Source organism: Burkholderia sp. Ac-20392, from assembly GCF_017104585.1.
GTDB classification, from domain to species: Bacteria; Pseudomonadota; Gammaproteobacteria; order Burkholderiales; family Burkholderiaceae; genus Burkholderia; species Burkholderia lata.
Genome location: NZ_JAAGPB010000088.1, coordinates 1 through 23119, shown reverse-complemented (window position 1 = coordinate 23119; position 23119 = coordinate 1). Strand labels below are relative to the sequence as shown.

The window sequence follows — 23119 nt, the reverse complement described above, 5'->3', positions numbered from 1 at the left end:
CGCCTGCCGAGCCTCGATCACGTGCGCGGACTGCGGGGCGCCGTGATCGAGGCTCGGCAGGCGCGCGAGATCGGCGGGAACGGCCGGTGCGCCGTGCTCGCGCAGCAGCGTGGGGCTCGCAACGAGGCATTGGCCGCGCTCGGCCAGCATGCGCAGCGCGAGATCGCTGTCTTCGAGCGGCGGCGGGCGTACGCGGATCGCGACGTCGATCCCTTCGCCGACCACGTCGACGCGCCGGTTGGTCGCTTCCAGATGGATCTCGACGCGCGGGCACGCGACCATGAACGCGGCGATCATCGTGCCGACCAGCGAATCGAGCAGCACGATCGGGCAACTGACGCGCACGATGCCGCGCGGCTCCTCGTGCAGCAGCGCGATCGCTTCGTCGGCCGCATCGGCTTCGACGAGCATCGCGCGGCAATGCGCGTAATAGGTCTGGCCGACGTCGGTAACCGTGAAGCGACGCGTCGAGCGCTGGATCAGCCGCATCCCGAGCCGGGCCTCGAGCAGCGCGATGCGGCGGCTCAGCTTCGATTTCGGCATGTCCAGCGCACGCCCGGCAGGTGCGAAGCCGCCGTGTTCGACGACCTGCACGAAGTAATAGAGATCGTTCAGATCCCGCGCTTTATCGTTCATGAAATGGAACGCTGAGTGCGATTTTGGCAGTCTACCGGATCGATCGTTCCACCACTATATTTCTACCCAGGATGCGAAACACGTGTTTCGCCGCAATTCGGAGAAGGCAATGAAGAAGATCCAGGGTGTGTACAGTGCGCCGCGCGGCCATTGGGTCGGCGACGGTTTCCCGGTGCGTTCGATGTTCAGCTACCAGTCTCACGGTGCGCACCTGAGCCCGTTCCTGCTGCTCGATTACGCCGGCCCGGCCACGTTCGAGCCGGGTTCGGTCTCGGCACCGCGCGGTGTCGGCCAGCATCCGCACCGCGGGTTCGAAACGGTGACGATCGTCTATGACGGCGAGGTCGCGCACCGCGACTCGACTGGCGCGGGCGGCGTGATCGGCCCGGGCGACGTGCAGTGGATGACGGCCGCGAGCGGGATCCTGCATGAGGAATTCCACTCGGAAGGGTTCACGCAGCGGGGCGGCCCGCTCGAGATGGTGCAGCTGTGGGTGAATCTGCCCGCCGCGGACAAGATGGGGGCGCCCGGCTACCAGACGTTGCTGAACGCCGACATCCCCGTGGTCGAGTTGCCGGACGGCGCGGGGCGTGCGCGGATCATCGCGGGTGAACTCGACGGGCGGCGCGGCCCGGCCCGCACGCACACGCCGATCGACGTGTGGGACGTGCGGCTCGTGGCCGGCGGCCATGCGCGGTTCCCGGTCGCCGAAGGGCGCACGCTCGCGGTGGTCGTGCTGAGCGGTACCGTGCAGGTGAACGGCGAGACGGTCGCCCGCGAAGCGCAGTTCGTGCAACTCGGCCGCGACGGCAGTGACGTCGAGATCGAAGCGAACGGCGACGCGAAGCTGCTGATCCTGAGCGGCGAACCGATCGACGAACCTGTCGTCGGTTACGGGCCGTTCGTGATGAACTCGCAAGCGGAGATCCGTACCGCGATCGAGGACTTCAACGGCGGTCGCTTCGGCCAGATGCCGGCATGACGGACAGGCCCCGCGCAATGCGGGGCCTTTTTTTGCGCGCGGACAGTCGGTCGCGCGGCGCGTGCGCTTCGAGGCATAATCGTCGATTGCCGCGCGCCGGCCGGCGCGCCCGAATCAGGACCGACCATGAACGCATCCGCTGCATCCCCGAGCGCCGCCGATCTCGACTGGCGCTGGAAATCCTTCGACGCGCTGACGGCGCGCGAAGTCTATTCGATCCTCGAAGCACGCAGCGCGGTGTTCGTCGTCGAGCAGAACTGTGTGTATCGCGACATCGACGACGCGGACCAGACCGCATGGCATCTGGCCGCCTTCGATCCGGCAGGCCACCTGGCCGGCTATCTGCGCGTGCTGCTGCCCGATGCGCAGAATACCGACGTACGCATCGGCCGCGTGCTGACGACCGCCGCGTTTCGCGGTGCGGGCCTCGGCAACGGGCTGCTGTCGCGCGCGCTCGAGCATATCCGCGCGCAGTGGCCGGATACGCCGGTAAGCCTGCATGCGCAGGCCCACTTGCAGCGTTTTTACGGGGCATTCGGCTTCACGCCGAGTTCAGAGGTGCACGACGAGGACGGCATCCCGCACGTGTGGATGAGCAGCGCACGCGCGTAATGCGCGACGCGCCGCGCAGCGGTCAGTGCGCGGCGTGCGCCACCGGCGGCCGGTCCGCGCGCTGCGCCCGTTCATCGATCAGGCGGCCGCGCGCGGACAGCCGCAGCCAGTGCCGCAGCGCGATCAGCGCACCGATCACGCTCATCATCGAGCCGGGAATCCACAGCAACAGGCCGCCGATCTGCTGATCGCGCAGCGGGCTCAGCCACGTGAACGCACGGCCGCAGATCGAATAGATCGGATACAGCTCGTGCGGCGTGAAGAAGATCAGCGCGCCGAGCGCGATCTGCGGCGGGATCGCCGCGACGACGATCAGGATCCGGCGGCCCGGCGACAACCGCGCGGGCGGCGCGGGACGCGGATCGACGACGAGCCACCAGAACAGCAGCCCGTCGATCACCATGCTCCAGTTCATCACGCGATAAAGACGCCAGTCGAGCATCGCGATGAAGTGGATCGGCGACAGCAGCCAGAAATAGATCAGCCCGACGAACAGCACGACCGCGACGACGGGATGGAACACCACGTCGAGCGTCGCGCGCACGGGCGCCCACGCGAGCGCGGGGCGTACGAAACGCTGCCGCCAGCGGAACGGGATGCCCGCGCGAATCGCCGCGCCCGGATAGGACAGCGCGATGAAGAACGGCCCGAGGTGGTGCAGCACGAGGTGCTGTGCGCGATGCAGGAAGAACTCGTGCTCGAAGAAATAGTCGAGCCGCGTATGCAGCGCGATGTAGAGCGCCGTCAGCCCGAACCAGAACGAGAACTGCCGCAGCGGCGACACCTTCGCCTTCTTCACGCCGCGTGCGAACAGCACGGCAGCGGTCAGCACCGCGATCACCACGGTCGGCGACGGTTCCCACGGATCGAGCCAGTACAGGAGGTTCATCGCGCGCGGATCACTTCGCCTGGGCCGGCGACTTCACGGCGAACGGCGCATCGACCGTTTCGCCGTCGGAGAACTTCAGGCGCAGGTGCACGGTGTCGCCCGGCTTGATCGCGTGCTTCGGCTCCTCGAGCATGAAGTGGTAGCCGCCCGGCGCGATGTCGACCTTGCCGCGCGCGGGGATCGTCAGCTTGTCGACCATTTCCATCTTCTGCGTCGAGCCGTTCGAGACGGTCTGGTGCAGCATCGCCATCCCGTAGTCGGGGCTGTCGACGTCGACGAGATCGACCGGCTTGTCGCTCGTGTTCACGAGCGTCACGTAGCCGCCGGCCGGCAGCTTGTTCGGCAGCCAGCGCACCCACGCGTTCTGCGCAGTGATCGCGCCGGCGGCATACGCGTGGGCGCCTGCGCACAGCGCGGCGAGGAGGGCGAGCGTCTTGAGGGTCGTCTTGGTTTTCATGTCGGGGTGAATTCAGGTAGTGGAGGCGGTGTCGATGATCCGACGGACATCGGCGGCGATGGCGTCGGGCGAGTCGCGGTCGGTCGCAAGCAGGCGGGCGCGGCCGCTCGCGTCGAAGATGTAGACGGCCGAGCTGTGCGTGACTTCGTAGCCGCCGGACGGATCGCGCTGCTCCATCTGGTACGCGACGCGATAGCGCTTCGCGAGCGATTCGATCTGGCGGTCGGTGCCGGTCAGGCCGCGCGCATGCGCGGCGTCGAATGCGGCGACATACGATTGCATGGCCTGCGGCGTGTCGCGCGCAGGGTCGACCGAGACGAACAGGATGCGCACGTCGTTGGCCTGCGGGCCGAGCTTCGCCAGCACCTCCATCAGCCGCGCCATCGTTTCGGGGCAGACGTCGGGGCAATGCGTGTAGCCGAAGTAGACGAGCGCGACCTGGCCGTGGAATGCATCGGCGTCAATGGGGTGGCCGTCGCCGCCCGTCAGCGTGAACGACAGGTCGGGCAGGTGGCCGGTAACGTTGGTCAGGTTCCAGCGCGGCTCGTCGTGCGTGCACGCGGCGAGCGCCACGGCGGCGGCGAGGGCCGCGGCCGTGCGGATGAGGCGGGAGAAGCGCCGGTGCGGCGCGGTGCGGGCAGACGACATCCTGGGGCTCGATCGGACGGAATGATGTCCGCCGCGCGGCGCCATGCGTCGCGCGGCAGGCGGTTGCGACTGTAGCGCAATTCGCGCGCCCGCGTCCTTTCGAAACCCGTACGCGGCGGGCGAGCGGGGCAATATGTCGCAGTTGGCGCGGGCGGCGGCGCGATGCCGGCGCTGCGCCGGTTTCGCCCATCTCGATGCGCAGGCGCGGTAAGATGCGCACAATTCCATTCGCGCAGCGGCCGCCCGGCGTTTGCCGGCCGGCCCTCACACTATCGAATCGATGCAATCCGTTCCGGCTTCCCTGTCCCTGACCGATACCGCGTTCTTCTTCGACTTCGACGGCACGCTCGTCGAGTTGGCGCCGACGCCTGACAGCATTCATGTTCCGCCGTCGCTGCTGACGCTGCTCGACGAGCTGCAGCGCCGCTCGCACGGCGCGGTCGCGATCGTGTCCGGGCGCGGGATCGACAACATCGACACGTTCCTGAAGATGCCCGGCATGCCGATCGCCGGCCTGCACGGCGCGGAGCGTCGCGATGCGAACGGCGACACGCAGCGCATCGGCTTCAACGACGAACGCCTGCTGCGCATCGAGCGCGAGCTGGCGGCCGTCGTCGACCGTCATCCGGGCATGCTGCTCGAAATCAAGGGCGCGGCCGTCGCGCTGCACTACCGCAACGCGCCCGAGCGCGAGGCGGCGGCGCGCGCGGCCACCGAGCGCCTCGTCGCCGACTATGCCGATGCGTATGTGCTGCAGCCCGGCAAGATGGTGTTCGAGATCAAGCCGAAAGGCGTCGACAAGGGGCGCGCGCTCGCCGCGTTCCTCGACGAGCCGCCGTTTGCCGGCCGCGTGCCGGTGTTCGCGGGCGACGACCTGACCGACGAGAAGGGCTTCGCGGTGGTCAACGCGCGCGGCGGCCTGTCGATCAAGGTCGGCGCGGGCGAGACGTCCGCCCGCACGCGGCTCGATTCGGTCGACGCGCTGCATGAGCTGATCGCGCGCTGGCTCGGTGCGGAGCAGCCGGACGCATGAGTCGCCTCATCATCGTTTCAAACCGCGTTGCGCCGATTTCGGAAGGCGAACCGGCGGCAGGTGGTCTCGCGATCGGCGTCTACGATGCGCTGAAGGAGACGGGCGGCATGTGGTTCGGCTGGAGCGGCGAGGTCGTCGCGTCCGGCGCGCCGCAGATCCGCGTCGAGGAGCACGGGCCGGTCACGTTCGCGACCATCGGCCTGTCGCGGCGCGACTACGACCAGTATTACCGCGGCTTCTCGAACGCGACGCTGTGGCCCGCGTTTCACTACCGCACCGACCTGATCCAGTACGACCGTCACGAGTTCGAAGGCTACAGCCGCGTGAACGTGTGGCTCGCCCAGCAGCTCGTGCCGCTGCTGCAGGACGACGACGTGATCTGGGTGCACGACTATCACCTGATCCCGTTCGCGCGCGCACTGCGCGCGGCCGGCGTGAAGAACCGCATCGGCTTCTTCCTGCACATCCCGTTTCCGGCTGCGCAGGTGCTCGTCAACGTGCCGCCGCATCGGGATCTCGTCGAGTCGCTGTGCGCGTTCGACCTGCTCGGCTTCCAGACCGAACCCGACCTGCGCGCGTTCTGCGACTACGTTGAATCGGAAGCGGACGGCGTGATCGAGCGCGACGGCCACCTGGCGACGGTGCGCGCATTCGGCCGGACGCTGCGCGCGGCCGCCTATCCGATCGGCGTGCATCCGGACGAGATCGCGTCGCTCGCGCAGGCTGGCGAGCACGGCAAGGCGGTGCGCACGCTCGCGACGTCGCTGCGCGGCCGCAAGCTGATCATGAGCGTCGACCGGCTCGATTACTCGAAGGGGCTCGTCGAGCGCTTCCGCGCGTTCGAGAAGCTGCTCGAGCACGAGCCGTCGCATCGCAATCGCGTGTCGTTCCTGCAGATCGCGCCGTCGACCCGCGCGGAGCTGCGCGCGTACCAGGACATCCGCCTGCAGCTCGAAGGGGAGTCGGGGCGCATCAACGGACGCTTTGCCGAGCTCGACTGGGCGCCGATCCTCTATATCCATCGCCAGTACGATCGCCAACTGCTCGCTGCGCTGTACCGGCTCGCGCGGGTCGGCTATGTGACGCCGCTGCGCGACGGGATGAATCTCGTCGCGAAGGAGTACGTGTCCGCGCAGAATCCGGAGGAGCCGGGCGTGCTCGTGCTGTCGCGCTTCGCGGGCGCCGCACGCGAGTTGACGGGGGCGCTGATCGTCAATCCGATCGATATCGACGGGATGGCCGATGCGCTGTCGCAGGCGCTGACGATGCCGCTCGCCGAGCGGCGCGCGCGTTATACGGACATGATCGCGCAGCTTCGCGAGAACAACGTGTCGGTGTGGCGCGACAACTTCCTGCGCGATTTGCAGCACGCTTAACCGGCGGGTCATCGAGCAATAAAAAAAGCCGCAGTGCGACGCGCACTGCGGCTTTTTTGTCGGCTGCGGGCCGGTGTGTCAGGCCGCGCGTTCGCCGGTCGGCGTGCTGCCGTCGGGGGCCGGGTGATGGCGGCCGTGCTGTTTCGCGAGCAGGTCGCGGTACAGGCCCGGGCGGTTGCGCAGCACGTCGGGTGCGCCGTCGTCGATGACCTTGCCGTTGTTCATCACGATGATCCGGTCGAAGTTGCGCAGCGTCGACAGGCGGTGGGCGATCGCGATCACCGTGCGACCGACCATCAGGCGGTCGAGCGCGCTCTGGATCGCTTCCTCGGACGCGCTGTCGAGCGCGGACGTCGCTTCGTCGAGCAGCAGGATCGGCGCATCCTTCAGGATCGCGCGCGCGATCGCGATGCGCTGGCGCTGGCCCCCCGACAGCTTGACGCCGCGGTCGCCGACGATCGTGTCATAGCCTTCCGGCATCGCTTCGATGAACTCCGCGCAGCGCGCGTCGCGCGCGGCGGCGAGCACTTCCTCACGGGTGGCTTCGGGGCGGCCGTACGCGATGTTGTCGTAGATCGTCCGGTGCAGCAGCGAGATGTCCTGCGGCACGAGCGCGATCGCGTGGCGCAGGCTGTCCTGCGTGATCGTCTTCACGTCCTGGCCGTCGACCTGCACGGCGCCGTCCTGCGTATCGTAGAAGCGCTGCAGCAGCGCGAGCACGGTCGATTTGCCGGCGCCCGACTTGCCGATCAGGCCGACGCGCTGGCCCGGCTCGATATGGAGGTCGAAGTGGTCGAGGATCGCGCGGCGGTGCGGATACGCGAACGTCACGCGCTCGAAGTTGACGCGGCCGCCCTTGGCCGACAGCGGTTGCGCGTCGGAGCGGTCCGGCATCCCGTGGGGTTCGAGCAGCGTCTTGACCGCTTCGGACAGGCGCGCGATGTGCTGCGTGACGTCGACGAGCGCGACCGCGAGATCGCGCGTGCCGTGCAGGATCGTGAAGCCGAGCGAGCTGACGAGCACGATGTCGCCCGACGTCGCGCGGCCCTGGTCCCACAGCCACAGCGCCCAGCCGAGCAGGCCGGCGGACAGCATCGCGGTGATCACCGCGTGCAGCAGGCGCAGCTTCTCGAGATAGAGCAGGCTTTGCTGGCGCGCATCCATCTCGGCCTTGACCGTCGCGCCGAAGCGTTTCTGTTCGCGCAGCGTCATCCCGAACGCCCGCACGAGGCCCATGTTGCCGATCACGTCGACGAGCTCGCCGTCGACCGCCGCGGCCTTCGCCGCGAACGCGTGGTGGCGCGCGGAGCCGCGACCGGCCAGCTTGAACAGCACGACGGAGAGCACGGCGGAGCAGCCGAGCAGGCCGGCCGCCATCATCGGGTTCACGACGATGATCATCAGGATCGCGCCCATCACCGCGATGCACGGCGGCAGCACGTTCCACGCCATCGTGTTCTCCGACGTGTAGACGGCGTTCGACGTGGCCGTGATGCGGCTCGCGAGCGTGCCGGGCTGCTTCTCGGCGTAGTAGGTGGGCGAATGGCCGATCAGGTACTGGAACAGGTCGCGCCGGAGGTCGCCGGTGACCGCGACGAACGTGTGCGCGGCGAACCAGCCGCCGACGCGCCACAGCAGGTTGTCGGCGGCGATCAGCCCGACGAGCAGCGCGAATGCGCTCCACAGCGGGCCGGGGTGATGCCGTCCGGTCGCCAGCACGTCGATCAGGTGCTTGATCGCGTATTGCGACCCAAGCGCGCAGCCGACGGCGGCCAGCACGCTGCAGAGCACGATCAGGTGGGCGACAGGATGCAGGCGAATGTAGCGGAACAGGAACGCGATCGGTCGATGCGCGTAGCTCGACAGCTTCGCGTTGTGGGCGTTGCGCTGGGCAGGGGTGAGAGATTCCAAAATATGCGTGCGGTGATTCGGTGATTGAGCGTGGCGGCTGGATCGCAGGCCGGCGTTCGCCCGGACTGAATAATCCGGCATTGTAAACAAGGCCGCGTGTCGCGCTGCGCGAATCTTGCCTCGGCCAGGGGCTCGCGATCGATTTTGAGATAAAATCCGGCATCCCGTCCTGCCTCATGTGCCGGAATCACGCTGCCGGCGGTCACGGGGTCAAGGAATGCCAAAAGGGCCTTCCACTCTAGAACGGACACCCAAGTCCGCGGGTTGCAAAGTGTTGCACCTTTGTAACAAAGTAAAGTGTTTGAAATGTTGTGCGCCGTATCGGGATTAACCCTAGATAATCGGCTCCGGGTTCGATTCCAGGTTTTTTACGAACCCCTGTCAACGGGTCTTCGTTTCAAACGTTCTATGCCTGTCGCGTCGCCGACGCTCCTTGAGCAGCGCGGGTTTGACGCCCCCGGCAGGCTGATTCGTCCGATTTTCGGACGAAATGCATCCAGCCCGGACCGCCGGCAGGTTGCCGACCCATACCTGGTTTTTAGCCGATTTTTTAGGAGTTACGCATGCGAATCGCCCAAATCGCTCCGTTGCACGAAGCGGTGCCCCCGAAACTGTACGGTGGTACCGAGCGAGTGGTGTCCTACCTCACCGAAGCACTTGTCGAGATGGGGCATGACGTCACGCTCTTCGCGAGCGGCGATTCGCAAACCTCCGCGAAGCTCGAAGCGTGCTGGCCGCAGGCGCTGCGCCTCGACCCGACGATCCGCGACGTGATGGCCCCGCACATGCTGCTCCTCGAGCAGGTGCGCCGCCGCGCGGAAGAGTTCGATGTCCTGCACTGCCACATCGACTACTACCCGTTCTCGCTGTTCTCGCGCCAGCCGGTCCCGCATCTGACGACGATGCACGGCCGTCTCGACCTGCCGGAACTGCAGCCGATCTTCAACGCATTCAACGACGTGCCGGTCGTGTCGATTTCCGACAACCAGCGCATCCCGCTGCCGCAGGCGAACTGGCTGTCGACCGTCTACCACGGCCTGCCGGAAAACCTGCTGACGCCGATCCCGAACGTGAAGCCGAGCTACCTCGCGTTCCTGGGCCGCATCTCGCCGGAGAAGCGCGTCGACACGGCGATCCGCATCGCCGAGCAGGCCGGCCTGCCGATCAAGATCGCCGCGAAGCTCGACAAGGCTGACCGCGCGTACTACGAAGAGAAGATCAAGCCGCTGTTCGCGCTGCCGCACGTCGAGTACATCGGTGAAATCAGCGAGTCCGAAAAGACCGAATTCCTCGGCAACGCGCACGCGCTGCTGTTCCCGATCGACTGGCCGGAGCCCTTCGGCCTGGTGATGATCGAGGCGATGGCTTGCGGCACGCCGGTGATCGCGTTCAAGCGCGGCTCGGTGCCGGAAGTGATCGACAACGGCGTGTCGGGCTTCGTCGTCGAAGACGAACTGTCGGCTGTTGCCGCGCTCAAGCGCCTCGATACGCTGCCGCGCGAGAAGGTTCGCGCCGCGTTCGAAGCCCGCTTCTCGTCGAAGGTGATGGCGCAGAACTACGTGAAGGGCTACGAGGAACTGCTGCGCCAGAAGCGTCGCACGGTGCTCCGCGAAGTCAACGCAAGCTGATTGCGGGCCGCCGCCGCGCTGCGGCGTGCGGCTTGCCATCGACGCCCCGTCCGGGTTCCCGGCGGGGCGTTGTCACATCCGCGGCGCGGATCTGTTGTATTCTCGCCGCGCCCGACGCCGCGAACGGCCCCCGAAGCGGCCCGGCATGGCATCCGTCCGTCTGTCCAGACGGTAATGTCCCTATAATGGCCGTGCCGTGAAATCCGGCCCCGCACGAATATCCAGAGGAGAGCAGTCTTGGCGAGAACGAAATCCACGCGCGCAGCGCCGGCCCCCGGCGCCGGTGTGATCTTCGCGTTGCGTGCGATCGGTCTCGTGCTGCTCGCGCGCTGGCTGTTCTCGATGTCCCAGATGGGTTATCGCTCGTCGCTGTCGGCGATGGTGTCGTCGCCCTGGGCCTTCGTCTACCTCCTGCTGATCTTCCTGCTGCTCGCGCTGCCGGGCGCCGTCGCGCGCGCCGAACGGCCGTTTCATCCGCTGCCGCAGTGGCTGCGCCAGGCGCTGCGCGTCTTCGCGCTGATCGGTTTCCTGTTCGCGGTCTGGTCGATCGGCATGTTCGTATGGGTGGACGGCTGGCGCCTCGCGCTGCATGCGGTGACGGCGACCAACGGCTGGCTCGTTGCCGCACCGGCGCTTTACGCGGCGATCGTCTGGATCTGCCGACCGCGGCCGCTGTGGCGGACCAACGTTGCGGCCCGCCGCTTCGCGGTCGGCCGTTATGCGATTTCGCTCGATGTGCTGACGCGCACCACGATCGTGTGGATGGAAAGCCGCAAGGTCGGCCAGTACGACGCGCGCGAACTGTCGGTGCGCTGGCCCGGCCGGGCGGTGCGCGCCGCAGGCGAGGGTGCATCGGATGCGCAGCCGGCCGTCGTGCCGCCGCGCCGCGGCAGCCTGTTCAATCGACCGAAGGTCGAACTGCTGTGGGATTCGCCGGCGGCCGTCGGCCATAACCGGCAGATCGTCATGCGTGCGCCGCTCGCAACCGAAGGCGACCGCGTCGCGGTGCTCGCACTCGACGCCGCGCTCAAACAGATCGTCTGACAAGTCCCGCGCACGGCAGGCGGGCGACAAGGAGGCGTGATGATCGTCCGCTGGTTGCTGGCTGCCATTCACCTGAGTGCGTTCGGCGTCGCGTTTGCCGCGATCGCGGGGCGTAATCGCGCGTTGCGCCGGCTCATCGCGTCGGCGCAGGCGGCCGACTTGCCCGGCGTATTCAAGGCGGATGCCGCGTGGGGGCTGTCGGCGCTCGTGCTGATCCTGCTGCTCGAGATCGTGCCGATGCTCGGGTTGATCCGGTGGCGCGTCGCCGCGCGGCAGCAGCAGATGCCCGATCTTGGCCGTGCGCGCACCTATGTGCGGATCGGCCATTGGCAGGCGGTGCTGGTGATCGTCATCGTGTTCGCCGCGTCGGGGATGGCGCGGGGGATTGGGGCGGCCGGCTAGGTCTGGCCGGGTAGGTGCGGCCGGCTAGGCCAGGCCGCGCAGGTGCGGCCTGTCAGGTATGGTCCAGGCGAGGCCGGGCAGGCCAGCCATCGCTGCCGCTACCATCATCGCGATCCCGTTCGACCCGCGCAGCGTTTCCGCCCGATACCCACCCGCCCACCCGCCCGGCCGCAGGCCGCATCGCTTCTCCCGATTCCGGCTCGACCGGGCGATCCTGCCGCCCGGTCCGTCCCGTGCTCAGCGCACGAGGCAAGGGCGCTTGTTGTTGAAGGTCCAACCCGGAATCAGATACTGCATCGCTGCTGCGTCGTCGCGGGCGCCGAGCCCGTGCTGCTTGTACAGCTCGTGCGCGACCGCGACGGCATCCATGTCGATATCGATGCCGAGCCCCGGCCGCTTCGGCACCTCTACCAGCCCGTTTTCGATCTTCAGCGGTTCGCGCGTCAGCCGCTCGCCGTCCTGCCAGATCCAGTGCGTGTCGATCGCGGTGACCTGGCCCGGCGCGGCGGCCGCGACGTGCGTGAACATCGCGAGCGATACGTCGAAGTGGTTGTTCGAATGCGAGCCCCACGTGAGGCCCCAGTCGCGGCACATCTGCGCGACGCGCACCGAGCCCTGCATCGTCCAGAAGTGCGGATCGGCGAGCGGGATGTCGACGGCCTGCAACTGCACCGCGTGACCCATTTGCCGCCAGTCGGTCGCAATCATGTTGGTGGCCGTCGGCAGCCCCGTCGCGCGGCGGAATTCGGCCATCACCTCGCGGCCCGAGTAGCCGTTCTCCGCGCCGCACGGATCTTCCGCGTAGGCGAGCACGTGATGCTGGTCGCGGCACAGCCGCACGGCCTCGTCGAGCGACCACGCGCCGTTCGGATCGAGCGTCACGCGCGCGTCGGGGAAGCGCTCGGCGAGCGCCGTCACGGCCTCGATCTCGCTCGCGCCTTCGAACACGCCGCCCTTCAGCTTGAAGTCGTTGAAGCCGTAGCGCGCATGCGCGGCCTCGGCGAGTCGCACGACGGCCTCGGGCGTCAGCGCGGCTTCGTCGCGCACGCGCGTCCAGTCGTCGGTCGCGCCGCTGCCGTCGCGGTAGGCGAGCGCGGTCTTCGTGCGGTCGCCGACGTAGAACAGGTAGCCGAGCATTTCGACACGCTCGCGTTGCTGGCCCTCGCCGAGCAGCGCGGCGACCGGCACGCCGAGATGCTGGCCGAGCAGGTCGAGCAGCGCGGCTTCGAGTGCGGTGACCGCGTGGATCGTCGTGCGCAGGTCGAAGGTCTGCAGCCCGCGGCCGCTCGCGTCGCGGTCGGCGAAGGTGCGCCGCACGTCGTTGAGCACCGCGTGGTAATTGCCGACCGGCTGGCCGACGACGAGCGCGCGCGCATCGTCGAGCGTGCGGCGGATGCTTTCGCCGCCCGGTACTTCACCGACGCCGGTCCGGCCCGCGCTGTCCTTCAGGATCACGAGGTTGCGGGTGAAGAACGGGCCGTGTGCGCCGCTCAGGTTGAGCAGCATGCTGTCGTGGCCGGCGACCGGAATCGCTTGCAGGTCGACGATACGCGGCGTGTCGTGGGAGGGCGAGGCAGTGACGGCGTTCATGGGCGGCGATGGCGAAAGGGTGGGCAATGCCGTGCGGCAAAAGCTTTGCCGCGCGCGGCGGGAGGTGCGATCATTCGACAACCGACATGCGCGGCGCGCAAGCCCCGCAGGTCGACGCAACCCGGAACGGGGTGGGAGCGGCAACCGATCCAGCGGAGCGCAGAACGCGAACGCTGGCTGATCGTAAAGCATGGGACCAGGCGGCGCTGGAATGCTCGCTTGAGTCGACAGGAGATCCGTGTTTCGATCATCAGTCGTCGGATGACTTGTGACGCAGTATAATGAATCATCGGCTTTCGCTCAAACCCCGCGTAAACCCTCGGCTCACATTACGATCATTCAAAAAGGAACCGGCCTCATGTCCGTCCCTACGCTTCCCGCCGCGCCGCGCCGTCGCGCACGCAGCCTCGCACAAGATGTCGTCGACGCGCTGACCGCGCAGATCGAAAACGGCACGCTGCGTCCCGGCGACAAGCTGCCGACCGAAACCGAAGTCATGGCGGCGCAGGGCGTGAGCCGGACGGTCGTGCGCGAGGCGATCTCGCGGATGCAGGCGAGCGGCCTCGTCGAGACGCGCCACGGCATCGGCAGCTTCGTGCTGGAGCCGTCGCGCCGCCAGACGCTCGGCATCGACCCGGCGACGATCACGACGCTGCGCGACGTGCTCGCGGTGCTGGAGCTGCGCATCAGCCTCGAGAGCGAATGCGCGAGCCTTGCCGCGCAGCGCGCGAACGATACCGACCTGGCCGCACTGCGGCGCGCGCTCGATGCGATCGCATCGGGGGCGGGCGGCGGGCGCGACACCGCGCAGCTCGACTTCCAGTTCCACCTGCAGATCGCGCAGTCCACCGGCAACCGCTATTTCGTCGACATCATGACGCAGCTCGGCACGTCGATCATCCCGCGCACGCGCGTGAATTCGGCCCGCTTTGCCGGCGACGATCTCGAGCGCTACGTCGGCCGGCTGAACCACGAGCACGAGGACATCTACGAGGCGATCGCACGCCACGACCCGGAGGCCGCACGCGCCGCGATGCGCACGCACCTCACCAACAGCCGCGAACGACTGCGCCGCGCGCACGAAGCGGCCGAGGCGGAGCGCGACACGCAGGCCGGCTGACGCGCCGGGCGACGCGGCCGGTGTTGCCGCCGGCCTGGTCGAATCGCCTCAACATCAGTCGTCATACAAGGCCAAGCGCCCTTCATCGATCACCGGGGCCGGGCGGCCTTGCCGCCGCCGGCCGCCGGCACCGCCGATCAGCCTCCCTTCGTCGTGATCGTCTTCCACGCGCCGCTCTTCACCTGGTACAGCGTCGACATCCCGCTCTTCAGCGAGCCGTCGTTCGCGAACGAGATGCGGCCGGTGACGCCTTCGAAGTCGATCTTCTTCAGCGCCGGGCGATAGACCTTCGGGTCGGTCGAGCCGGCCGCCTGCATCGCCTTGATCGCTGCCCACGCCGCGTCGTAGCCGAACTGCGCGTACGACAGCACGTCGACGCCGAAGCGCTTCTTGAAGCGCTGTTCGAAATCCTTCCCTTGCGGCAGCTCGTCGAGCGGCCGGCCGTATTCCCACGCCATCGCGCCTTCGGCGGCCGGGCCCGCGATCTTGATGAACTCGTTGTCCTTCACGCCGCCGCCGCCGACGAACTGCGCGTTCAGCCCGAGCTGGCGCATCTGCTTGATGAAGTTCGCGGCGAGCGAGTCGAGGCCGCCGAAGAAGATCAGGTCGGGGTTCTTCGCCTTCAGGCTCGTGATCTGCGCGCGGAAGTCGACGGCCTGGTTGCTGGTGAATTCGCGGCCGACGAGGTTCCCGCCCGCGGCCTTCACGGCCTTCTCGAACTCGTCGGCCTCGCCCTGGCCGAACGCGGTGCGGTCGTCGATGATCGCGATGCGCTTCGCCTTCGTCACGTCGACCGCGTACTTGCCCGCGTTGCCGGCGTTCTGGCCGTCGGTCGCGATCACCATGAACATGTTTGCGAGCCCGCGCGCGGTGAGCGTCGGGTTGGTCGCGGCCGGATCGATCACCGGGATGCCGGCCTTGTCGTAGACGACCGAGGCCGGAATCGTCGTCCCCGAGTTGAAGTGGCCGACCACGACCGACACGTTCTGGTCGACGAGCGCCTGCGCGGCCTGCACGCCGATGCGCGGGTCGGCCTGGTCGTCCTGCACGATGAGATTGAAGTGAGCGGGCTTGCCGGCGATCTGCACCTTCTGCGCGGCGGCATCGTCGAGCGCGAGCTGCACGCCGTTCTGCAGGTCCTTGCCGTAACCGGCGTTCACGCCCGTGAGCGGCGCGGCGAAGCCGACCTTCACGTCGGTCGTATCGGCGGCCTGGGCGGCCTGTTGCGAGAGGAGGACAAGCGCGGATGCAATCGACACCGACAGCAGGGAATGACGGAATTTCATGTTGTTCCTCTTGTTCGACACCTGCGAGTGAGTACCGCATGCGCTCGGGCGGGCCGGACGCGTGCGACGGGCGGGCGGTTCGACCGCTTCTCGGAATCGGGCGGGGAGGTCGGCATCGTGATCCTCGGAAGAATCTCCCGTCAGGCTCCATCAAGAGCCCCGATCGCCTCGATATATAGGTCGCCGATATGCCCGGGTCTTGGCAATTTGCCGCGCATTCGGTGCGGATTTGCGCATAGCTTCCGCGCGTGCGGCGGCAGCCGGTATCGGGAGTTTCCCGTCGCGAACGGAACGGGGGGAGAGGGGGGAGGAGCAGGGAGGCGGCGCGGCCCGCCGGGGCCGCGCCGCGCACGGGACGCCGTCAGTCGGACAGGGCGTCCGATGCGGCTTCGGCATCGTCGTGCGATGCGTGCGTGCGGATCAGCGGATCGCTGGTGCTCGGGCGGCCCGTCTCGACGTGGCCCGCGAAGCGGCGCAGGAAGCCGAGCAGCCGGCCGTCGCTGACGGTCAGGTCATACCAGCCGTGGCTGCCGCGCAGATCCCAGTAGTCGTCGATCTGCTGGCCCGGCGCGAGGTCGAACGTGCGCGCGCGGCCGTGGCCGTAAGCGTTCGTGACCTTGAGCCGCACGGCCTTGTGGCCGCGGTTCATCAGGCGCAGCGTGATGTTGCCGTTCGCGACGTCGTAGCCGTAGATCACCTCGGGGTTCACGTTCGCGCTGCCGACACCGGTCGCGAACGGGCCGCGGAAATGGCAGTAGAAGCCGTTCGGGCCGTACACGTCGAGGTCGTACAGGCCGAGCGACGCGGCGGCGCTCCACGTGTCGTCGATCCGCTTGCCGGCTTCGACCGTGTACGCCCACGGGCCGTCGAGACGGTTGCGTGACTGCACCTGGAACGACGCGCCCGCGCGGCCCGTGTTCGCGAAGGTCAGCCGGAACAGGCCGTTCACCGATTCGACGCGGCCGTGCGCGAACAGCTCGTACGGCAGCGCGCGCGCCGGACGCAGCCCGGCCTCCTGCTTCGGCAGCTTCTGAAACACCGGCGGCACGGGGATGTAGTCGGGATGGCGCAGGCGGTCGGGCGGCGCGTAGCTGCTCGTGTCCGGCAGCTTCGGCCAGCCGGCGTCGGCCGTCGCGAAATCGAACGCGGCGGTCAGGTCGCCGCACACCGTGCGACGCCACGGCGAGATGTTGCCGGCCTTGACCGGGTATTGCGCGCCGAAACGTGCCTCGATGAATTGCAGCAGCGACGTGTGATCGTAGGTCTGCGAGCAGACCCAGCCGCCCTTCGTCCACGGCGACACGACGAGCATCGGCACGCGCGGCCCGAGCCCGTACGGGCCGGCCATGTGCGATGCGTCGCCGGGGAACACCTCGTTGGTCGTCGCGACCGTCGACAGCCCGTTGTCGCGCGACTGCGGCGCGAACGGCGGCTGCACGTGGTCGAAGAAGCCGTCGTTTTCGTCGTACGTGATGAAGAGCGCGGTCTTGCTCCATACCTCCGGATTCGACACGAGCGCCTGCAGCACCTGCTCGATGTACCACGCGCCGTAGTTCGCCGGCCAGTTCGGATGCTCCGAATACGCTTCCGGCGCGCAGATCCACGACACCTGCGGCAGCGTGCCGTTCTTCACGTCCTGCTGCAGCACGTCGAACAGCGTGCCGCCCGCGCTGATGTTGGTGCCGGTGCGCGCCTTGTCGTACAGCGGCGTGCCGGGCAGCGCGCTGCGGTACTGGTTGAAGTAGAGCAGCGAGTTGTCGCCGTAGTTGCCGATGTACGGGTTCTGCGTCCAGCCCCACGACCCGGCGGCGTTCAGGCCGGTGCCGACGTCCTGGTAGATCTTCCACGACACGCCGGCGTTCTCCAGCACTTCCGGATAGGTCGTCCAGCCGTAGCCCGCTTCCTCGTTGCCGAGCACCGGGCCGCCGCCCGTGCCGTCGTTGCCGACGTAGCCCGTCCACATGTAGTAGCGGTTCGGATCGGTCGAGCTCGGGATCGCGCAGTGGTACGCGTCGCAGATCGTGAACGCGTCTGCGAGCTGGTAGTGGAACGGGATGTCGTCGCGCTTCAGGTACGCCATCGTCGTGGTGCCCTTGTTCGGCACCCACTGGTCGTAGCGGCCCTTGTTCCAGGCGGCGTGCATGTCCTGCCAGCCGTGCGGCAGGTCCTGCAGGAACTGCAGGCCGAGCTTGTCCGCGCCCGGATGGAACGGCAGCAGTTCGGCCGGGCCGGCCGGCTGGTGGAACACCGACTTGCCGTTCGCGAGGCGCAGCGGGCGCGGGTCACCAAAGCCGCGGACACCACGCATCGTGCCGAAGTAGTGGTCGAACGAGCGGTTCTCCTGCATCAGGATCACGATGTGTTCGATATCGCGGATGGTGCCGGTGCGGCGGTTCGCGGGAATCGCAAGCGCATCGCGAATCACGGGCGGAAACAGGTTCAGCGCGGCGGCGCCGGCGGTGCCGGCAGCGACGCGCAGGAAGTCACGACGGTTCGATCGGGTCATGGTCGTTATCGTGCGGTAAAGAGGGGAGCCGATTGGCAGGACCTGCTGGAAGGGCGTGCCCGGGTCGCAGGATGCGGCTGCGCCGGGTGGTGCCGCCGCGAGCATAGCGAGGAATCGGTGTCATTCATGTGAAGTCCGGAAACGTTTGCATCCGCATCGAAGCGATCTCGAAGCAGCGTCGGGACAGCTATCGCCAGCAGTCGCGGTGCGGCAGGGATGAGGCGGGAAAGCGGTGTGGCGCGGCGCGGGATGCGCCGGTGAAGCGGAGGGCGACGCCGGCGTGTCAGGCGTCCGTGACCCACGCGCCGAACCATTCGCTCGGGCGTGCGATTTCGTCCTGCGCGGCGACGAGTTCGAGCTCATAGCGGCGCGCATCGTAGGTGGCCTTCACGACCGCGTGGACGGCCGCGAGCGTGTGCTCGAACGCGGCGCGCACGGAGTCGCCGCGCAGCCGGCATGCGACGAAGATCGCGCTGGTCAGGTCGCCGACGCCGACCGGGTGGCGGGGAAACGCGTACAGCGGGCGCTGGCCGATCCACGCTTCGGTTTCGGTGACGGCGAGCATGTTGAAACGATCGGCGGGGCTGTTGCGGTCGTGCAGGTGCTTGACGAGGATGATCTGCGGGCCGCGACGGATCAGTGCGCGGCACGCTTCGACGGCTTCGGCGACGGTTTCGATGCGCCGCCCGGCGAGCTTCTGCAGTTCGGTGTGGTTCGGCGACATGCCGTCCGCGAGCGCCGGCATCTCCTGGACCATGAATTCCTCGACGCCGGGCTCGGGCCGGATGCCGCCCGTCTGGCCCATCGCCGGATCGCAGAAGTACCACGCGTTCGGGTTCATCGCCTTCACCGAGCGGACGATCTCGACGGCCGCACGCGCTTGCGGCGGCGAGCCGAGGAAGCCGGACAGCACGGCGTCGCAGCGCTTGAGCGCGCCGATCGCGGCGATGCCGTCGACGAGCTGTTCCATCTTCGCAGCATCGATCGCGCTGCCGGCCCAGTGACCGTACTGCATGTGATTCGACAACTGGACGGTATTGAGCGGCCAGACGTTGATGCCGAGGCGCTGCATCGGGAACACGGCCGCACTGTTGCCGGCATGGCCGTAGATGACGTGCGACTGAATGCTGAGGACGTTTTTCATGGGAATCGCCTGCACGCGTTTCAGGGTCACGTCACACGATACCCGAGTTCGTCGCGCGCGCGGAAGTCGCGCGGCCCCGGAGTGTTGCGCGCCGTCGTCAGCGCGACCGCGTAGAATCGCGGGGCGCGAGGCGGCCCGGCTGCCCGCGTGTGTCTCCAATCACCGTGATCGCCATGCTTTCGATTCGCAAGATGTTGTTTGCCGCGCGCGCCGCCGCGCTCGGCGCGGGTGTCGCCGTCGCGTGCGCCATGCCTGCCGTGGCAGCCGCCGCATCGCCCGCCGGCAACGACGGGCCCGTGTATGGCCCGCGCCTGGAAGGGTTCACGTATCCGGCGCCCGTGCATCTGTACACGTTCGTGTCGCAGCGCGAAACCCTCGAGATGGCCTACCTCGACGTGCAGCCGGCACACCCGAACGGCCGCACCGTCGTGCTGCTGCACGGGAAGAATTTCTGCGCGGCGACCTGGGAGGACACGATCGGCGTGCTGAGCCGTGCCGGCTATCGCGTGATCGCGCCGGACCAGATCGGCTTCTGCAAGTCGTCGAAGCCCGATCGTTACCAGTACAGCTTCCAGCAACTGGCGCGCAACACGCACGCGCTGCTCGAATCGGTGGGGGTGAAGTCGGCGACGATCGTCGGCCACTCGACGGGCGGGATGCTCGCGATGCGCTACGCGCTGATGTATCCGAAGGCGACCGACCAGCTCGTGCTCGTGAACCCGATCGGCCTCGAGGACTGGAAGGCGCTCGGCGTGCCGCCGCTGTCGGTCGACTACTGGTATGCGCGCGAGCTGAAGACCACGGCCGACGGCATCCGCCGCTACGAGCAGGGCACGTACTACGCGGGCAAGTGGTCGCCGTCGTACGAGCGCTGGGTGCAGATGCTGGCCGGGATGTACCGTGGCGCCGGTCGCGACGCGGTCGCGTGGAACTCCGCGCTGATCTACGACATGATCCTCACGCAGCCGGTGGTCTATGAGCTCGGCGCGATCCGCGTGCCGACACTGCTGATGATCGGTGACAAGGACACGACCGCGATCGGCAAGGACGTTTCGCCGCCCGACGTGCATGCGAAGCTCGGCCACTATCCGGAGCTCGCGAAGCGCACGCAGGCCGCGATTCCCGGCGCGCAGCTCGTCGAGTTCCCGGCGCTCGGCCACGCGCCGCAGATCCAGGACCCGGACGCGTTCCACAAGGCGCTGCTCGACGGGCTGGAGGCCGTGCACCCGCAGTGATGCGGGGACGGCCGCGGGCGGCCCGGGCGCGTGCCGTCAGCGCGTTTCGCTCGCGAGCTCGTCGCGGATCTGCGCGGTCAATTCGAACGAGCGCAGCCGTGCCGCGTGATCGTAGATCTGTGCGGTGACGATCAGCTCGTCGGCCCCCGTCTGCGCGATGCGGTCGCGCAGCTTGTCACGCACCGAGTCACGCGAGCCGACCGCCGCGAACGACAGCGAATGCGCAACCGTCGCGAGTTCGAGCTCGTTCGCCTCGAGCACGTCGACCGGCGGCGGCAGCTTGCCCGGCGTGCCGCGTCGCAGGTTGATGAACTGCTGCTGCAGCGACGTGAACAGGCGCCGCGCCTCGTCGTCGGTATCGGCGACGAACACGTTGACGCCAACCATCGCATGCGGCTTCGGCCACGCGGCCGACGGCCGGTACTGCGCACGATAGATCTCGAGCGCGCGCATCAGGTAATCCGGCGCGAAGTGCGACGCGAACGCGAACGGCAGCCCGAGCATCGCGGCGAGCTGGGCGCTGAACAGGCTCGAGCCGAGCAGCCACACGGGCACGTCGAGCCCTGCGCCGGGCACCGCGCGCACGCGCTGGCTAGGCACCGGCTCCGCGAAGTAGCGCTGCAGCTCGGCGACATCATCCGGAAACGAGTCGGCACTGCCGATCAGGTCGCGGCGCAGCGCGCGCGACGTGGTCTGGTCGGTGCCGGGCGCGCGGCCGAGGCCGAGATCGATGCGCCCCGGATACAGCGACGCGAGCGTGCCGAACTGCTCGGCGATCACGAGCGGCGCGTGGTTCGGCAGCATGATGCCGCCCGAACCGACCCGGATCGTCCGCGTGGCGCCCGCGACGTGGCCGATCACGACGGCCGTTGCCGCGCTCGCGATGCCGGGCATGTTGTGATGCTCGGCGAGCCAGTAGCGCTGGTAACCCCAGCGTTCCGCATGCTGCGCGAGATCGACGGTGTTGCGGAATGCCTGGGAGGCGTCGGCGCCGGCCGGAATGGGGGCGAGATCGAGTACGGAAAACGGAGTCATCGGTTGGCCTTCGAACAGGGGAGCGGAGGTGATGCACTTACGCAACAAATGCCAAGGATTTTGCCAAAGGGCTCCGGATCGTGCTGGGGGCGGCTCGATACCCATGCGCCTTTCAGGGATGCAGGGTTGAATTTGACGGTCGTTGCAAAAATCAATCTAATCACCGATTAATTACCAATCTTTACGGCGATTGGATGTGAATCCGCATCGGCGTACAAATTTGCACGAAACGTTTGATTTTCAAGACTGCAATACGCCTGCAAACCGCTTACGCTAACGTGAACGCGGGTGCACCGAAATGGTTCGCCGACTGCGCAGCTTTGCCGGAATTGCACCAGTCCGTTTCTCGTAGTGCCGAGCGCGGGGTGCCGCAGACTGCTAAAATCCGGCGCCTGCCCATGTTGTGCCGAAGGTAGCCATACGAATCTTCCCGTATCCCGTCCGGGTGTCGCGCGGAGATGCACCACGCGAAGCCGGGCATGGCCAAACCCGAAGAACGGGGCGAGCCTCCCTCATACACAGACGCTGCTGGAACAAGGAGTCGGGTCGTGCCCGCGTTCGTCGTTGTCGGAATACCGAATCACGCTCAATCACGCTCAAGCGTTCTCCATGGCGTTCAGGTCGCCGGGAGGCGTCTCGCATGACGGCAACCGCAACGATGCTCGACTGGCTCCTGATCGTCTTCACGCTCGCCGCGGCCGGCTATGCGCTCGTCGCCGCGTTCGCGCCGCGGCCGCGCACGCCGCGCACGGCCGTGCGCGACGGCTTCGAGCCGGTCAGCGTGCTCAAGCCGCTGTGCGGCGCGGAGCCGCACCTGTACGAAAACCTCGCGACGTTCTGCGAGCAGCGTCATCCGCGGTATGAAGTGCTGTTCGGCGTCGCGTCGGCGGCCGATCCGGCCATCGCCGTGGTCGAACGGCTGCGCGCCGATTATCCCGAGTGCGACATCACGCTCGTGATCGACGCGCGCGTGCACGGCAAGAACCTGAAGGTCAGCAACCTGATCAACCTCGCCGAGCGTGCGAAGTACGGCCGCATCGTGATCGCGGACAGCGACATCGCGGTGAAGCCCGACTATCTGGAGCGCGTGACGGCGCCGCTCGCCGACGTGTCGGTCGGTGTCGTCACGTGCCTGTATCATGCGCGCAGCGTCGGCGGGTTCTGGACGCGGATCGGTGCGCAGTTCGTCGACGCATGGTTCGCACCGTCGGTCCGGATCACGCACCTTGGCCGTTCGAGCCGCTTCGGCTTTGGCGCGACGCTCGCGCTGACGCGCGACACGCTCGACCGGATCGGCGGCTTTCCCGCGCTGAAGGACGAACTGGCCGACGATTTCTGGCTGGCCGAGCTGCCGCGTCGCCTCGGGCGACGCACCGTGCTGTCGGAGGTCGAGGTCGCGACCGACGTGATCGAGCCGTCGTTCGGGCCGCTGTGGCACCGCGAGACACGCTGGCTGCGCACGATCCGTTCGCTGAACCCGGCTGGCTTCGCGTTCCTGTTCATTACGTTTACCGTGCCGTGGCTCGCGATCGGCGCGGCGCTCGCGCTGCGCCTCGACGGCACCTTCGCCGGCTCGCTGGCGGGA

At 67.8% G+C, this 23119-nt stretch carries 20 protein-coding genes; 10 read left to right on the top strand and 10 right to left on the bottom strand.

From position 1 onward, the window contains the following. Positions 1-636 (bottom strand): LysR family transcriptional regulator (locus G3N99_RS13255; RefSeq protein ID WP_206122594.1); only part of this gene is annotated, 636 nt, incomplete at its 3' end. 109 nt (positions 637-745) lie between these two features. Here G3N99_RS13255 and G3N99_RS13250 point away from each other — a divergent pair. Then, positions 746-1618 (top strand): pirin family protein, encoded by an 873-nt coding sequence (locus G3N99_RS13250; RefSeq protein WP_174935165.1) that lies wholly within the window; start codon positions 746-748, stop codon positions 1616-1618. Between the two features lie 126 nt (positions 1619-1744). Then, complete coding sequence (locus G3N99_RS13245; RefSeq protein WP_174989073.1) at positions 1745-2230, top strand: GNAT family N-acetyltransferase; 486 nt, start codon at positions 1745-1747, stop codon at positions 2228-2230. 22 nt (positions 2231-2252) lie between these two features. Here the strand turns inward: G3N99_RS13245 and G3N99_RS13240 are convergent, their stop codons facing one another. Genes G3N99_RS13240 through G3N99_RS13230 form a run of 3 tightly spaced genes read right to left on the bottom strand, consistent with a single transcriptional unit; the run spans position 2253 to position 4224 of the window. Then, on the bottom strand, positions 2253-3119 hold the full coding sequence (locus tag G3N99_RS13240; protein WP_206122593.1) for a cytochrome c oxidase assembly protein: 867 nt from the start codon (positions 3117-3119) through the stop codon (positions 2253-2255). Between the two features lie 10 nt (positions 3120-3129). Further along, positions 3130-3576 carry a copper chaperone PCu(A)C gene (locus G3N99_RS13235; RefSeq protein ID WP_011351435.1) on the bottom strand — a complete coding sequence of 149 codons (447 nt, stop codon included), beginning with the start codon at positions 3574-3576 and terminating at the stop codon, positions 3130-3132. Positions 3577-3588: 12 nt separating this feature from the next. Then, the gene (locus G3N99_RS13230) at positions 3589-4224 is read right to left on the bottom strand and encodes an SCO family protein (protein ID WP_206122592.1); all 636 of its coding nucleotides are present in this window, start codon (positions 4222-4224) and stop codon (positions 3589-3591) included. 280 nt (positions 4225-4504) lie between these two features. On the opposite strand from G3N99_RS13230, the gene otsB reads away from it, so the two are divergent. After that, positions 4505-5257: a trehalose-phosphatase gene (gene otsB / locus G3N99_RS13225; protein ID WP_174944395.1), complete on the top strand. Its 753-nt coding sequence runs from the start codon at positions 4505-4507 to the stop codon at positions 5255-5257. Next, positions 5254-6633, top strand: a complete 1380-nt coding sequence (otsA, locus tag G3N99_RS13220; RefSeq protein WP_206122591.1) for an alpha,alpha-trehalose-phosphate synthase (UDP-forming) — start codon at positions 5254-5256, stop codon at positions 6631-6633. Before otsB ends, otsA begins: the two co-directional genes overlap by 4 nt. Positions 6634-6711: 78 nt before the next feature. Here otsA and G3N99_RS13215 read toward each other — a convergent pair whose 3' ends face one another. Beyond that, on the bottom strand, positions 6712-8544 hold the full coding sequence (locus G3N99_RS13215; RefSeq protein WP_174935151.1) for an ABC transporter ATP-binding protein: 1833 nt from the start codon (positions 8542-8544) through the stop codon (positions 6712-6714). Between the two features lie 563 nt (positions 8545-9107). Here G3N99_RS13215 and G3N99_RS13210 point away from each other — a divergent pair. The 3 genes from G3N99_RS13210 to G3N99_RS13200 all read left to right on the top strand — a co-directional run bounded on the left by G3N99_RS13210 (position 9108) and on the right by G3N99_RS13200 (position 11618). Further along, positions 9108-10172 carry a glycosyltransferase family 4 protein gene (locus G3N99_RS13210; RefSeq protein ID WP_059235315.1) on the top strand — a complete coding sequence of 355 codons (1065 nt, stop codon included), beginning with the start codon at positions 9108-9110 and terminating at the stop codon, positions 10170-10172. Between the two features lie 237 nt (positions 10173-10409). After that, a complete protein-coding gene (locus tag G3N99_RS13205; RefSeq protein ID WP_206122590.1) occupies positions 10410-11216 on the top strand; it encodes a hypothetical protein in 807 nt (268 codons plus the stop codon). Positions 11217-11255: 39 nt separating this feature from the next. Further along, on the top strand, positions 11256-11618 hold the full coding sequence (locus G3N99_RS13200) for a DUF2214 family protein (protein WP_206122589.1): 363 nt from the start codon (positions 11256-11258) through the stop codon (positions 11616-11618). A gap of 237 nt (positions 11619-11855) precedes the next feature. On the opposite strand, the gene gudD is transcribed toward G3N99_RS13200, so the two are convergent. Then, entirely contained in the window at positions 11856-13208 is a 1353-nt protein-coding gene (gene gudD / locus G3N99_RS13195) for a glucarate dehydratase (RefSeq protein ID WP_174989081.1), read from the bottom strand. A gap of 358 nt (positions 13209-13566) precedes the next feature. Here gudD and G3N99_RS13190 point away from each other — a divergent pair, with 358 nt between their 5' ends. Continuing rightward, complete coding sequence (locus G3N99_RS13190; protein ID WP_174934846.1) at positions 13567-14328, top strand: FadR/GntR family transcriptional regulator; 762 nt, start codon at positions 13567-13569, stop codon at positions 14326-14328. A 137-nt stretch (positions 14329-14465) separates the two neighbouring features. Here G3N99_RS13190 and G3N99_RS13185 read toward each other — a convergent pair whose 3' ends face one another. The 3 genes from G3N99_RS13185 to pdxY all read right to left on the bottom strand — a co-directional run bounded on the left by G3N99_RS13185 (position 14466) and on the right by pdxY (position 19264). After that, complete coding sequence (locus G3N99_RS13185) at positions 14466-15614, bottom strand: branched-chain amino acid ABC transporter substrate-binding protein (RefSeq protein WP_206122588.1); 1149 nt, start codon at positions 15612-15614, stop codon at positions 14466-14468. A 361-nt stretch (positions 15615-15975) separates the two neighbouring features. Continuing rightward, positions 15976-18120, bottom strand: coding sequence for a phospholipase C, phosphocholine-specific (locus G3N99_RS13180; protein WP_206122587.1), 2145 nt, complete (start codon positions 18118-18120; stop codon positions 15976-15978). A gap of 283 nt (positions 18121-18403) precedes the next feature. Next, positions 18404-19264 carry a pyridoxal kinase PdxY gene (gene pdxY, locus G3N99_RS13175; protein WP_041492785.1) on the bottom strand — a complete coding sequence of 287 codons (861 nt, stop codon included), beginning with the start codon at positions 19262-19264 and terminating at the stop codon, positions 18404-18406. Between the two features lie 173 nt (positions 19265-19437). Between pdxY and G3N99_RS13170 the strand changes: the two genes are divergently transcribed. Next, on the top strand, positions 19438-20499 hold the full coding sequence (locus G3N99_RS13170; RefSeq protein ID WP_174944371.1) for an alpha/beta hydrolase: 1062 nt from the start codon (positions 19438-19440) through the stop codon (positions 20497-20499). Between the two features lie 36 nt (positions 20500-20535). On the opposite strand, the gene G3N99_RS13165 is transcribed toward G3N99_RS13170, so the two are convergent. Next, positions 20536-21534 carry an LLM class flavin-dependent oxidoreductase gene (locus G3N99_RS13165; protein ID WP_206122586.1) on the bottom strand — a complete coding sequence of 333 codons (999 nt, stop codon included), beginning with the start codon at positions 21532-21534 and terminating at the stop codon, positions 20536-20538. 640 nt (positions 21535-22174) lie between these two features. Here G3N99_RS13165 and hpnI point away from each other — a divergent pair. Then, the coding region (gene hpnI / locus G3N99_RS13160; RefSeq protein WP_206122585.1) for a bacteriohopanetetrol glucosamine biosynthesis glycosyltransferase HpnI at positions 22175-23119 on the top strand (945 nt) is incomplete at its 3' end.